At 66.6% G+C, this 13,076-nt stretch carries 14 protein-coding genes; 4 read left to right on the top strand and 10 right to left on the bottom strand.

The window, feature by feature from the left end:
- Positions 1-80 precede the first annotated feature (80 nt).
- The 9 genes from AC3A3Q_RS04960 to AC3A3Q_RS04920 form a co-directional block, all read right to left on the bottom strand.
- Complete coding sequence (locus tag AC3A3Q_RS04960; protein ID WP_487585511.1) at positions 81-1,811, bottom strand: DUF885 domain-containing protein; 1,731 nt, start codon at positions 1,809-1,811, stop codon at positions 81-83.
- Between the two features lie 273 nt (positions 1,812-2,084).
- Positions 2,085-2,411 carry a lipid-A-disaccharide synthase N-terminal domain-containing protein gene (locus tag AC3A3Q_RS04955; protein ID WP_487585164.1) on the bottom strand — a complete coding sequence of 109 codons (327 nt, stop codon included), beginning with the start codon at positions 2,409-2,411 and terminating at the stop codon, positions 2,085-2,087.
- Between the two features lie 26 nt (positions 2,412-2,437).
- Positions 2,438-3,187, bottom strand: a complete 750-nt coding sequence (locus AC3A3Q_RS04950) for a glycosyltransferase family 2 protein (protein ID WP_487585163.1) — start codon at positions 3,185-3,187, stop codon at positions 2,438-2,440.
- Between the two features lies 1 nt (position 3,188).
- Entirely contained in the window at positions 3,189-4,169 is a 981-nt protein-coding gene (locus tag AC3A3Q_RS04945) for an NAD-dependent epimerase/dehydratase family protein (protein ID WP_487585162.1), read from the bottom strand.
- Between the two features lie 190 nt (positions 4,170-4,359).
- On the bottom strand, positions 4,360-4,785 hold the full coding sequence (locus tag AC3A3Q_RS04940; protein WP_487585161.1) for a DUF4279 domain-containing protein: 426 nt from the start codon (positions 4,783-4,785) through the stop codon (positions 4,360-4,362).
- 42 nt (positions 4,786-4,827) lie between these two features.
- Positions 4,828-5,733 (bottom strand): ParB/RepB/Spo0J family partition protein, encoded by a 906-nt coding sequence (locus tag AC3A3Q_RS04935; RefSeq protein WP_487585160.1) that lies wholly within the window; start codon positions 5,731-5,733, stop codon positions 4,828-4,830.
- Positions 5,730-6,551, bottom strand: a complete 822-nt coding sequence (locus tag AC3A3Q_RS04930; protein WP_200607745.1) for a ParA family protein — start codon at positions 6,549-6,551, stop codon at positions 5,730-5,732. The genes AC3A3Q_RS04935 and AC3A3Q_RS04930 overlap by 4 nt, the downstream gene beginning before the upstream one ends.
- Before the next feature lie 178 nt (positions 6,552-6,729).
- Positions 6,730-7,389, bottom strand: coding sequence for a 16S rRNA (guanine(527)-N(7))-methyltransferase RsmG (gene rsmG / locus AC3A3Q_RS04925; RefSeq protein ID WP_487585159.1), 660 nt, complete (start codon positions 7,387-7,389; stop codon positions 6,730-6,732).
- A gap of 94 nt (positions 7,390-7,483) precedes the next feature.
- A complete protein-coding gene (locus AC3A3Q_RS04920; RefSeq protein WP_487585510.1) occupies positions 7,484-8,074 on the bottom strand; it encodes a 4'-phosphopantetheinyl transferase family protein in 591 nt (196 codons plus the stop codon).
- An 89-nt stretch (positions 8,075-8,163) separates the two neighbouring features.
- Here AC3A3Q_RS04920 and AC3A3Q_RS04915 point away from each other — a divergent pair, with 89 nt between their 5' ends.
- A complete protein-coding gene (locus tag AC3A3Q_RS04915) occupies positions 8,164-9,519 on the top strand; it encodes an AMP-binding protein (protein WP_487585158.1) in 1,356 nt (451 codons plus the stop codon).
- Between the two features lie 163 nt (positions 9,520-9,682).
- Positions 9,683-9,952 carry a GlsB/YeaQ/YmgE family stress response membrane protein gene (locus tag AC3A3Q_RS04910; RefSeq protein WP_158732180.1) on the top strand — a complete coding sequence of 90 codons (270 nt, stop codon included), beginning with the start codon at positions 9,683-9,685 and terminating at the stop codon, positions 9,950-9,952.
- A 69-nt stretch (positions 9,953-10,021) separates the two neighbouring features.
- Here the strand turns inward: AC3A3Q_RS04910 and xth are convergent, their stop codons facing one another.
- Entirely contained in the window at positions 10,022-10,792 is a 771-nt protein-coding gene (xth, locus tag AC3A3Q_RS04905) for an exodeoxyribonuclease III (RefSeq protein WP_487585157.1), read from the bottom strand.
- Between the two features lie 223 nt (positions 10,793-11,015).
- Here xth and AC3A3Q_RS04900 point away from each other — a divergent pair, with 223 nt between their 5' ends.
- Together AC3A3Q_RS04900 and AC3A3Q_RS04895 are read left to right on the top strand one after the other, a co-directional pair.
- A complete protein-coding gene (locus tag AC3A3Q_RS04900; RefSeq protein WP_487585156.1) occupies positions 11,016-12,080 on the top strand; it encodes a type IV toxin-antitoxin system AbiEi family antitoxin in 1,065 nt (354 codons plus the stop codon).
- Positions 12,065-12,937: a nucleotidyl transferase AbiEii/AbiGii toxin family protein gene (locus AC3A3Q_RS04895; RefSeq protein ID WP_487585155.1), complete on the top strand. Its 873-nt coding sequence runs from the start codon at positions 12,065-12,067 to the stop codon at positions 12,935-12,937. The genes AC3A3Q_RS04900 and AC3A3Q_RS04895 overlap by 16 nt, the downstream gene beginning before the upstream one ends.
- Positions 12,938-13,076: the final 139 nt, after the last annotated feature.

Genomic DNA, 13,076 nt, shown 5'->3' with positions numbered 1-13,076 from the left:
TCCACAAGCGGAGGTGTCCGCTGCGCGGGCTTTACCCCTTCCCCAACCCTCCCCTGCGCGCAGGGGAGGGAGTCAGGCAATCAGCCCGCTTTTGCGGTCTTCTCCGCCGATTTGGCGATGAACGCGCGGACCTGCTCCTCCAGCACCGGCAGCGGCACCGAGCCCTGGCTGAGCAGGGCGTCATGGAAGGCCTTGATGTCTAAGCGGTTGCCCAGCGCCTTCTCGGCTTCCGCGCGCAGGCGCAGGATCGTGATCTCGCCGAGTTTGTAGCTCAGCGCCTGGGCCGGCCAGGAGATGTAACGGTCGACTTCGGTGGTGACCTCGTGCTCGCTGAGGGCGGTGCGGTCACGCAGATAGGCCAGGGCCTGGTCGCGGGTCCAGCCTTTGGCGTGCACGCCGGTGTCGATCACCAGGCGGCAGGCGCGCCACATCTCGTAGGTCAGGCGGCCGAAGTCCTCGTAGGGCGTCTCGTAGATGCCCATTTCCTTGCCGAGCTTCTCGCTGTACAGGCCCCAGCCCTCGCCGTAGGCGGAGATGTAGGTCTCGCGGCGGAAGGCCGGCAGGTCACCCTGTTCCTTGGCCAGCGAGCCCTGCAGGGCATGGCCCGGGGCGGACTCGTGCAGGGTCAGCGCCGGCAGGTTGTAGAGCGGGCGCGAGGGCAGGTCGTAGGTGTTGAGCCAGTAGGTGCCGGCGCCACCGCGGCCGCTGGTCCAGAACGGGGCGATGTCGGCCGGTACCGGCACGATGGTGAAGCGGCCGCGCGGCAGGGTGCCGATGAACTTGCCGATCTCGCCGTCGACGCGCTTCGAGATCCAGGCGGCGCGATCGAGCAGTGCCTGCGGCGTGGTCGCGTAGAACTGCTTGTCGGTGCGCAGGAAGCGCAGGAACGCCGCAAAGTCGCCCTTGAAGCCGACCTGCTTGATGATGGTTTCCATCTCCGCCTGGATCCGCGCGACTTCATCCAGTCCGATCTGATGAATCTGATCCGGGTCGAGGTCGAGGGTCGTGTACTCGCGGATCTGCTGGCGGTAGTAGGCGTCGCCATCGGGCATCTGCGAGGCACCCAGCGTGGTGCGCGCCTGCGGCACGTATTCCTCGCGGAAGAAGGTCAGCAACTTGCCGTAGGCCGGGATCATGCGATCGCGGATCGCCGCCACGCCGTCGGCACGCAGCCGCGCCTGCTCGTCGGCCGGAATCGACGCCGGCATGCGCTTGAACGGCTCGTAGAAGTTGGACTGCAGCGGATCCTTCAGGTCGGCGACCGCGGCAATCGACACGTCGCGGCCGTCGAGCACCGCGCGCGGCACGCTGAAGCCACGGGCCAGGCCGGCGCGCATGTTCGCGGTCTGCTGGTCGAAGTAGCGCGGCACGTCGCCCAGGCGGTCGATGTAGGCGCGGTAGTCCTGCGCGGTGCGCAGCGGACGCCGGGTCATGAAGCCCAGGTTCGACCAGAACGAGGAGTCGGAGTTGAACGGCATCTCGTAGCCGCGCAGGCGCACTTCGGCCGCGAGGTTTTCGACCTGCGACTTGTAGACGGAGAAGTTGATGCGGTTCTGCGGGCTCAGCTTGGCCGTGTCGATGCCGTCCAGGCGCTTGAGCACGTCTTCCCAGACCTTGAGGCGGGCGGCCTGGCTGGCGGCGTCGACCGACGGCAGCTGGTGGCGGTCGGATGAGCCGTCGTTGTCCTCGTCGGCGGCGCCGGTCTGTTCCTGGCGCCACTGCCATTCCTGGCTGTAGATGGCTTCGAACCGGGTGTCTGCCGCGCCGGCATGCGCGGCGAAGGGGGCGAGGGCAAGGTGGCCGCAGAGCAGGGCCGCAAGCAGTGGTTTCACGGGAAGGACCGGTGGTGGCACGAAGCGCCGATCTTCGCATTCCCGGGGGGCGATGCGTTGGCCGGGATGGCCGATTCGACTGGCGAATTCGTCATCCCGGCGGAGGCCGGGATCCAGGCCCGTAGCGGGTTGGGATGCGATGTCCCTGCGCCCTGGTGACATCCGGCAACGTATGGGTCGAGGCTCCGGCACTGGATCCCGGCGTTCGCCGGGATGACGGTTTCCTTGACGGATTCCGAAGCGTTCGTTGCCTCAGTGACTCGCCCGGTCTCGCCGCCAGCCGCGGTGCCTGATGTCCAGGTACAGGCTGTAGGCCGCGGTGAAGGCCGGGAACAGGTTCTGGATCACGCCGACCGAGTCCTGCTTCTGCGAGAACACGAAGTAGCTCAGGGTCATCACACTGCCGACCAGGCTCATGTACCAGAACAGCCGCGGAATCACCGGCTTGCCGTGCTTGCGCGAGGCGAGGAACTGCACCAGCCAGCGGCCGCCGAACATCAGCGCACCGGTCAGGCCGATGATCTTCCACGGCGACATGTGCAAACCGGTCCATTCCAGCCAGGCAATGGAGTGGTTCATGAAGTCGAATTCCATCGCTCCGGACCTCAGCTCAGCTCGCGCACCGCGGTGACCTTGCCCCGCTTGATCAGCCATGCCACGCCGCGCAGGTCGCTGATGCCTACCAGTGCGCGGTTGAGATTGTTGTACTTCGACACACCGGTCGATCGCGCCCGGTGGTTTACTGGCACGCTCACCGTCTTCCAGCCCGCGCGCTGCATCAGCGCCGGCAGGTAGCGGTGCATGTGGTCGAAGTAGGGCAGCTCGAGGAACGCGGCGCGTTCGAACAGTTTGATTCCGCAACCGGTATCGGGCGTGTCGTCGCGCAGCATGCGCGAGCGGATCGCGTTGGCCCAGCGCGACGCCCAGCGCTTGCTGCCGCTGTCCTGGCGGTTGACGCGCCAGCCGGCAAAGAGCTTGAGGCCTTCGTCGGCGGTGGCGCTGTCGCGCTTGTCGAGCAGCTTGGGGATGTCGGCCGGGTCGTTCTGGCCATCGCCATCGAGCGTGGCGATCCAGGTGCCGCGCGCGGCCTTGACGCCGTTGCGCACGGCGGTGCTCTGCCCGCTCTGGGTGACGTGGGAGATCACGCGCAGCTCGGGCACTTCGGCCTTGAGGGCCTGCAGCACCTGCAGCGTGTCGTCGCGCGAGTGGTCGTCGACATAGACAATCTCGAAGTCGGTCCGGCCGCGCAGCGCGGCGGTGATCTCGTGTACGAGCGGGGCAACGTTGTCGCGCTCGTTGAACACCGGGACGACGACGGAGAGTTGTGGGGCAGTGCCAATGCGTGGGGCGCTCATGTCAGGCCTTGTCGCCGAAATAGGTGCGGCACCAGTCGACGACCTGCGGCAGGCCTGTCTCGATCGGCGTGGCCGGCTCGAAACCGAACGCCGCCTGCGCGCGCGCGGTGTCCGCCATGGTCTCGACCATGTCGCCGGGCTGCATTGGCTTGTAGACCTTGGTGGCCTGCTTGCCGGCAGCGGCCTCTATGACCTGGATGAAGCGCTCGAGTTCCACGGGAGTGTGGTTGCCCAGGTTGAACACCCGGTGCGGCGCCGCCGGCGGCGCCACGTCGGTGGCCGGCGGATGATCGAGCGCGCCAAGAACGCCATTGACGATGTCGTCTACGAAGGTGAAGTCGCGGCGCATCTTGCCGTGGTTGAACACGTCGATCGGACGTCCGGCCAGCACCGCGCGCGAGAACAGCAGCGGCGCCATGTCGGGCCGGCCCCACGGGCCGTAAACAGTAAAGAAACGCAGGCCGGTCGAACGCAGGTCGTACAAGTGCGCGTAGGTGTGCGCCATCAGCTCGTTGGCGGCCTTGGTCGCTGCGTACAGCGAGCGCGGCTGGTCGATGCGCTGGTCCTCGGAAAACGGAGGCGTGGCCGAGTCGCCGTACACCGACGACGAGCTGGCATAGACCAGGTGCTGCACGCCGCGATGACGGCACAGCTCGAGCAGGTTGACGAAGCCGGCCAGGTTGCTGTCGACGTAGGCATGCGGGTGCGTCAGCGAGTAGCGCACGCCGGCCTGCGCGGCCAGGTGGATCACCTGGGTCGGCTGCACTTCGTCGAAAAGCGCCGCCAGGCCATCGCGGTCGCCCAGGTCGAGCGTGCGGATGTCGACCTCCGGGCACAGCGCGGCAACGCGGTCGCGCTTGATCTTCGGATCGTAGTAGTCGTTGTAGTTGTCCAGGCCGACGACATCCGCGCCGCGCGCGCGCAGGGCGCGGCAGGTGTACGCGCCGATGAAGCCGGCAGCGCCGGTAACGAGGATGGTCATGGGTGGGGTCCGGGGGTGACTTCGTCCAATGTCCACTGCTCCTGGAAGCAACGGTGGGCCGATTTATAGGTGCCGATCGCGAGTCACGCGAGGCGGCGGCCTGTCCGACCGGCGCCAATGATGCCCGATCAGGGCAATAACCGGCGGTGAATTTGCCTCGGGAGAGGTCGGAAAGACGTCGGAACGCGGCTCAGCCGTCGTCGCCGGGATGGAAGTCGAAGCCCAGTGTCAGCTTCAGTTCGGCCAGGCCGGCGCTGAGCTCGGGCTGAAGTTCGAAGCCGAAGGCCTGCTCGCCGAACAGGCCGACGAACAGCCCGCAGCGGCCACCCTGGGCGGCAAAGGCATGCAGGCAATCGCGATGGATCGACAGACGCTGGTGCACGGCGCCGAGGAAATCCTCGATCTGCTCGCGGCTCCATTCGCGCGGCTCGCCATCGGGCGTCAGCTCGGCGTAGCCGTAGCTGTCGCGGTAGACGCCCCGGTCGCCATCAAGCGGCTTGGCCTGCCCGGCGCGCCAGCTACGCCGGGGCGTAAGCCCCAGCTGTTCGAACAGCGGCGCCAGGTCGGCGCTGGGATGGGTGGCACGCAGCGAAACGCGGTAACTGTAGGGGTTCATCAAGCCATCCTGGCTTTGTACGGTGACGGCTTGACTGCGTCGTTACTCGGTGCCGCTTCCGCGCAGCTTTTCCAGCACGCCCTCGAGCGAATCGAGGTCGTTGTAATGGATGACCAGTCGACCCTTGCCGGCCCGGCCGTGCATCACGTTGACCTTGGTGTTGAGCGATTCCGACAGCTCGCGCTCGAGCGCGGCGATGTCGGCCTGCGGCTTGGCCTTGGCGGCCTTGGGCTTGGAGCCCGACGTCGGGATCACGCCAGCCGACAGCTGCTGCACGCGGTGCTCGACCTCGCGCACCGACCAGCCATGTTCGGCGGCCTGGCGGGCCAGCGCGATGGCGGCCTGCGGGGTCAGCGCCAGCAGGGCACGGGCGTGGCCCATCTCCAGCGCATGGGTTTCCAGCAACACGCGGATTTCGTTGGGCAGCTCGAGCAGGCGCAGCATGTTCGACACCGACGCACGCGAACGGCCGACCGCTTCGGCGGCCTGGGCGTGGGTAAGGTCGAACTCGTCGATCAGGCGCTGCAGCGCGGTGGCTTCTTCGAGCGGATTGAGGTCTTCGCGCTGGATGTTCTCGATCAGCGCCATCGCGACCACGGTGCGGTCGTCGACTTCGCGGATGACCACCGGGATCTCGTTCAACCCGGCCAGCTGCGAAGCGCGCCAGCGGCGTTCGCCGGCGATGATCTCGTAGCGCTTGCCGCCGATGTCGCGCACGACGATCGGCTGGATCACGCCTTGCGCCTTGATCGACTCGGCCAGCTCGGACAGCTTGTCCTGGTCCCAGTGCTTGCGCGGCTGGTACTTGCCCGGCGTCAGCGAATCCACCGGCAGGCTGCGCAGCACGTCGCCCTCGGTCGCCTCCAGGACCGGCGCCTCGGCGGCGGCCTTGGGTCCGAGAAGGGCTTCCAGACCGCGGCCGAGACCGCGCTTCTTGGCTACGCTCATGCCGTGGTCTCCTTCGCCTCAGGCGGACGGGCCGCTGCCTTGGCGGCCTGGTCGCGTTCGCGCTGGCGGCGCAGCACTTCGCCGGCCAGGCCCATGTAGGCGATGCCGCCGCGGCTGGCGCGGTCATAGCCGACGATGCTCTGACCGTGGCTGGGCGCCTCGGCCAGGCGCACGTTGCGCGGCACGATGGTGCGGAAGACGCGGTCACCGAAGTGGGTGATCAGCTCGGCCGAGACGGCATTGGCGAGGTTGTTGCGCACGTCGAACATGGTGCGCAGCACGCCTTCGATCTCGAGCTTGGGATTGAGGTTGCCCTTGAGCGCTTCGATGGTGTCGACCAGCGCGCTCAGGCCTTCCAGTGCGTAGTACTCGCACTGCATCGGCACGATGATCGAATCGGCGGCGGTCAGCGCGTTGAGCGTGAGCAGCGACAGCGCCGGCGGGCAGTCGATCAGGATGAAGTCGTAGTCCGGGCGCAGCTCCTGCAGTGCCAGGCGCAGGCGCTGCTCGCGGCCGGGTTCGGCCATCAGCTGCACTTCGACCGCGGTCAGGTCGATGTTGCCCGGCAGCAGGTCGAACTCCTCGGCGGTGCGCACGATCGCGCTGCGCACCTGGGTTTCGCCCAGCAGCACTTCGCAGATCGAATTTTCCAGCTCGCGCTTGTTGACGCCGCTGCCCATCGTCGCGTTGCCCTGCGGATCGAGATCCACCAACAGCACCCGCTTGGGCGTACGCGCGAGCGCGGCGGCCAGGTTGACTGCGGTGGTGGTCTTGCCGACCCCGCCTTTCTGGTTGGCGACGGCGATGATGCGGGCCATGCGGCTCGTCCTGGGCTGTGTGCGGAAGTGGACCGGCGTGGGGCCGGACCGTGGATTATGCCCGGATGGGAACCCGTGCGCGTCCCCGCCTTGCTGTCTGGGGATACCGGAGGCGGTCGCTGGACGGCGTGGCGACGGACGGCGACCCCGGATCAAGCACTTGCGAGCAAGCTCGCTCCTACGGGGTGCGCCCCACAACGACCAGGTGCCGCTCGGCATCCAGTCCCGGAACCGTGAGCGGGTGCACATCCCGCACCGCCCATCCCGCCGGCAGCGCCGCGATCTCGTCGTGCGGGTAGACGCCCTTCATCGCCAGCAGGCAGCCGTCGGGTTTGAGCAGGTGGCCGCCCAGTTCGATGATCAGCGGCAGCGTGGCCAGGGCGCGCGCGGTGATGGCGTCGTACGCGCCCGGCTCGGCCACGGCCTCGATCCGCGATTCGGCAACACGGGCATCGCGCAGTCCGAGCTGGCGGATCGCCTCGCGCATGAAGCGCGCCTTCTTGCCGGCACTCTCGACCAGGGTCACGTGCAGGCCCGGCTTGACGATCGACAGCGGGATACCGGGCAGGCCGGCACCGGTGCCCAGGTCGGCGAGGCTGCCGCCGCGTGCGGCGATGTCGTCGACGAAGGGGTGCATCGCCAGCGAGTCGAGCAGGTGCTTGCTGACCATCTCCTGCGGATCGCGCACCGCGGTGAGGTTGTAGGTCTTGTTCCAGCGCAGCAGCAGCGCCAGGTAGTCGAGCAGCGGCGCCGACAGCGCCGGATCGAGGGCGAGGGTGCGCAGGCCATCGTCGAGCGACTTGCGCAGCGACGGATCGAAGGGAGCGGGGGTATTCATCCGGCGCGCAGTATCGCCGATGCGCCCCACTGTTTTGTAGGAGCGAGCTTGCTCGCGAACGCCCGCGGCCCGGCAATCGCGAGCAAGCTCGCTCCTACGGGGTGTGGCGCCAGGCCACGGCCCCGAGGTAGTCCTGCGCCGGCTGCAGCTCCTGCAGTTGCCACTGCTGCGGCTGGCCGAGCGCCGGATCGCAGGCGACCAGGCGCAGGCCACCGTCCCCGTCCTCGAAGCGCAGGCGGTCCAGTCCGAAGGAAATGCCGTGGCCGTGCGCCTTCAGCACCGCCTCCTTGGCGCACCACAGACGCAGGAAAGCGTGGTCGCGCACCGCCGCCGAGGGCGCCGCGTGCAACCAGGCGACTTCGGTCGCGGTGAAAAAGCGCTGGGCCAGCTCCAGTGCGCGGGCGCGCGGGCGCAGCCGTTCCAGGTCGATGCCGACCTGGACGTCCCGGCCCAGCGCGATCAGCAGGCCGTCGCCGCTGTGGCTCCAGTTGCAGTCCCAGCCGACCAGGTCACCGCCCAGTCGCGGCCGGCCGCGCGGATCGCGGGCCAGCGGCAGGGCCGCGGCGGTGAGGCCAAGTTCCGCCGCCAGCCATTCCCGCGCCAGCGGCTCGGCCGGCTGCCGCGGCAGGTGCGGGCGCCAGGCCCAGCGCACGGTGCCGGTGGGCGGCGTTGTGGGGACAGACAGGGTCATGAACTTGCGTTTGGGTTCGCCGGCGGCCTCCAGCGTAAGCTAATGCGGGGAAAGTCGGCGCCAGCCGCAGGAATCAGAACGTCATGTCCGCCGTCATCGACGCCAGCACCGCAACGCTCTCGCCCGTGCCCCTGACGCACGGCGAAGGTGCCCGCGCCATTGCCTTCGATGCCACCGGCGCCATTGAGCTGGACACGTTCTCGCGCCAGGTGCGCGCCGTGGCGGCGATGCTTCCGGCCGCCGCCCATGCGATCAACCTGTGCGAGGACCGCTACCACTTCCTGGTGGCGTTCTGCGCCGCCGCGGTGCGCGGGCAGACCACCTTGCTGCCGCCTTCGCGGGCGCCGGCGGTTATCGACCAGGTGCGCGGCCAGTATCCCGACAGCTATTGCCTCGGCGACGACGCACTGGCGGTCTCACCACCGGATTGCTTCCACCTGCCGCGGCCGCTGCCACAGATCGATGGCGCGCCGTTGCTGGTCGACGCCGACGCGGTGGTCGCGATCGGTTTCACTTCCGGCAGCACCGGCCAGCCGCGTCCGTACGCCAAGACCTGGGCGAGTTTCCGCGCCAGCACCGGACAGAACCTGGCGGCACTTGCCGGGCTTCTCGACGTCACCGGCGTGACGAATGTCGTCGCCACCGTGCCGCCGCAGCATATGTATGGCATGGAGATGTCGGTGCTGCTGCCGATGCTCGGCCCGATCGCCGTGCATTCGGCGCGACCGCTGTTTCCGGCCGATGTCGCCCGCGCGCTGCACGACGCGCCGACACCGCCGCTGCTGGTGACCACGCCGGTGCATTTGCGCGCACTGGTAGCGGAAGGTCTAGAACTGCCGCCTCTGGCCGGCATCGTCTCGGCAACGGCGCCGCTGCCGGCCGAGCTCGCACTCGCCGCGGAGGAGCGCTTCGGCTGCGAAGTGCGCGAAGTATTCGGTTCCACCGAAACCTGCGTGATCGCGCGTCGCCGCACCGCGCGCGAAACGGCGTGGACGCCGCTGCCTGGCGTGCGCCTGGCACCGCAACCCGATGGCACCGCCGTGCACGCGCCGCACCTGCCCGAGCCGGTGGTGCTGGCCGACCTGGTCGAAGTCGACCCGCTCGACGGAAGATTCGTGCTGCGTGGTCGCAATGCGGACATGCTCGAGATCGCCGGCAAGCGCGCGTCACTGGGCGACCTCACCCGCAAGCTGCTGGCCGTGCCCGGCGTCGAGGACGGCGTGGTGTTCCAGCTCGACGATGCCGATGCGATGGGCGTGCGCCGCATCGCCGCGCTCGCCGTCGCACCCGGTCTCGACGAGGCCACGATCCTTGCCGCGTTGCGCCAGCAGATCGATCCGGTGTTCCTGCCGCGACCGCTGCGCCGTATCGCCGCACTGCCACGCAACGAAACCGGCAAGCTGCCGCGGGGCGCGCTGGCCGCATTGCTACACGGCTGAGCGCTCGGATACGAGCCGGTAAACAGGCGAAATCGGCGCTCTACGGCGCCTGCTCGACGCTTTTTCTGACGTCGCCATCACGTCGATCCAGACAGACTCGCCTCGCCCCACCCTTGGGGCGCATGGCCGCTTATTCGCTGCGGGTCAAGGAGACACGAGCATGATGGGTATCCTCGTCTGGCTGATCGTCGGCGGCATCATCGGCTGGCTCGCCAGCCTGATCATGAAGACCGACGCGCAACAGGGCATGTTCCTCAATATCGTCGTCGGCATCGTCGGCGCCTTCATCGGCGGCTGGCTGGGTGGCCTGTTCGGCCTGGGCGGCGACATCAATGACGGCAACTTCAGCATGAGCGGGTTGCTGATGTCGCTGGTCGGCGCGATCGTGCTGCTGGCGATCGTCAACCTGTTCCGGCGCGGTCGCGTGCGCTGACGGTTGCGCGGACGTCATGCAAAAGGCCCGGCATTGCCGGGCCTTTTGCATTGAGCGAATTCGCGGGCGTCAGCCGCCCAGCTGCACCCACGCCGGGGCATGGTCGCTCGGGCGGTCCCAGGTGCGCGTCTCGCGGTCGATGCCGGAGTCGATGCAATGCGGTCGCAACGCCTCCGACACGAGTGTCATGTCGATGCGCAGGCCGAGGTTGCGGCGGAAGCCGCCCTGGCGGTAATCCCACCAGCTGAACTGGCGTTCCTCCGGATTGAGCGCGCGCCAGGCGTCATGCAGGCCGAGGGCGTTGATCTTCAGCAGCGCATCGCGTTCGGCGCGCGAGGTCAGGATGTGGCTGTCGTTCCAGACGGTGGCGTCGTGGACGTCGCGGTCGTCGGGTGCGATGTTGAAATCGCCCAGGACAATCATGCGCGGGTGGGTCACCAGCTCGGTCGCCAGCCAGTCGTGCACGGCCGCGAGCCAGCGCAGCTTGTAGGCGTACTTGTCGGTGCCGACGTCCTGGCCGTTGACCACATAGAGGTTGACGATGCGCAGGTCGCCGACGGTCGCCGCCAGCACGCGCTTCTGCTCGTCCTCGAAACCGGGGATACCGATCTGCACGTCCTTCGCCGATTCGCGCGAGAGGACGGCGACGCCGTTGTAGGTCTTCTGCCCGGCGAACACGCTGCGGTAACCGGCGGCGAGCATGTCGTCGTCGGGGAAGCGCTCGTCCTCGAGCTTGGTTTCCTGCAGCGCGACGATGTCCGGGTTGGACTGCGCCAGCCACTGTTGCAGGTGGGGCAGGCGGACGTTGAGGGAGTTGACGTTCCAGCTGGCGATCTTCATACGGGTTTGTATAACGTATTGAGTTTGCTTGATTTCATCGTCAATTATCTTCCCGAAGCCCTCGAGGCACCTGTAATTCTCCTGGCTCGCTGGAGCTTGAGCCGAGCCGCTTTTCAAACTATAGCCCCTTTCAGCATTTGCTGAAACACGTCTAGCTGCTGAAATCTGTTGACCTTTTTCACTGAAATTGATACTTTCAGCAAACGCTGAAAAGGCCAAAACTGTGAAAAGCATCGAATCCCGTGCTGGTGAGGCGCTCTGGGAACTGCTCGAGCGGGTGCCTGCGATCATGGTTCTGGCCGTCGATCATCAGGTCGCAGCCGATGAAGGGGTCGACATCGTTGTGCACCTCGAAACGGGTGGCCGCCACCGCACGCTGGCTTGCGAAGTCAAGGCCAACGGCCAGCCGCGGCACGTCCGGGCCGCACTTCACCAGCTACGCAATTACGTAACCCGGCAAGCGCAAAACGCCATCCCGGTCCTCGTTGCTCCATATCTATCGCCCGATGCGCAGTCGCTGTGTCGCCAAGAAGGAATCGGTTTCCTCGATCTGGAGGGCAACGCCCACCTATCGTTCGACGGCATCTTTATCGAGCGGCAGGTCGCGAACAAACCGAACAGCGAACGCCGCGAGCTCAAGTCGTTGTTTACGCCAAAATCTGCGCAGGTGTTGCGTGTCCTGCTCCGCGACCCAAGCCGGACTTGGCGGGTGATCGAGCTTGCCCAAGCAGCTGCCGTTAGCGTGGGCCATGTCAGCAATGTGCGCAGCAGTTTGCTCGACAGGGAATGGGCGGAAATATCGGAGGATGGGCTGTGTCTGTCCAAGCCCGATGCCCTGCTCGACGAGTGGGCGGCTGCTTATCGGCCTCTTGTCGGAAAGCGCATAGCCTTCTATACGACGTTGCATGGCGGCGCATTGGAAGACGCAGCCCGACAAGTCCTGCATGCGGGTGGCGACGACGAGGGGCAAGCCATGTTCGCCTCCTACTCGGCAGCTCAGTGGTTGGCTCCCTATGCGCGTACCGGCACCCACTACTTCTACGCAGACGCCAATGGCCTTGAGCGGCTTCATGCTGCTCTTGGCCTCTCCGCCGTCGCGAAGGGTCAGAATGTCGTCGTGACGGTGCCAAAGACCGATGGCCTGTTCCGCGATGCGGTCGAGCCGGCATCCGGCGTGGTCTGCACCAGCCCCGTGCAGACCTACCTAGACCTGATCGTGTCCGGTGAGCGTGGTGTGGAGGCAGCAGATCATCTACGAAAGGAAAAGCTGGCGTGGCCGAGAAGCTGACTCGACAGGAACCGCAATCTGCAGCCGACTACGACGATCGCACGACAATCGCAGTGAAGACGGTATTGCTCGAGATAGGGCAGATCCTCGGCAGCTTCAGAGGGAAATTTGCCGTGGTCGGCGGCGCAGTGCCGTGGCTACTGCTCGCCAATGCGGACATGCCACATATCGGCACGCTCGACCTGGATCTCGGCCTCGACTCGGAGGCATTGGGCGACGGAGAGTATGCGACGTTGGTCGAGTCACTGATGGGACATGGCTACGAGCAACGCGAAGAACTTCGTCGCTTCCAGCTGGTGCGGCAAGTTCCAGCCGCCGATGGCGGCGCCCCTATCGATGTCGTCGTCGATTTCCTGATGCCGCGCGATGCCGACATCGCGAAGAACAGGCCGCCACTGATCGACAACTTCGCCGTGCAGCGGGCAGACGGGGCGGATTTGGCGACCCACTTCTACGAAATGGTGGCGGTGACCGGTTCCATGCCGGCCGGTGGCACGAATCGCGTGGAGATCGCGGTCTGCTCGATTCCGGCACTACTTGCGATGAAGGGGTATGCCATCGAAGGGCGGCATAAGCAAAAGGATGCATACGACATCTACTACTGCATCCGGAATTACCCAGGTGGTATCGAAGGGTTGGCGGAAGCCTGCCGGCCGGTGCTAGAACGGAAGAGCGGTGAAGCGGGTTACCGTCTGATCGCGGGAAAGTTTGAAGCACCGGAAGGCTACGGCCCTACCAGTGTCCGCCTATTCGTGGAAGAAACTGCCGTGCTGGGGGACCGAACGCCAGAACAATGGCAGCAGGACGCATTTGGTCAGGTGGATGCCTGGTTGCGTGCGCTGGGATTGAGGGCATGACACGGTAACGGCGCGGCATACATAGCGGGCGATAATGCCTCGGCGCTTGAACAGAGTTTCTCCCTTGTTGCTTGCTCGGTTCTGCCGGGTAAATGGTGCGGGTTGATGATCTGCCGACCTGGGCCGACTCTTCGAGGCA

It is taken from the genome of Lysobacter sp. Soil_C_59 (assembly GCF_057656415.1).
Note: the sequence above shows the minus strand (reverse complement) of the source record. Positions and strands in the feature narration are given on the sequence as shown.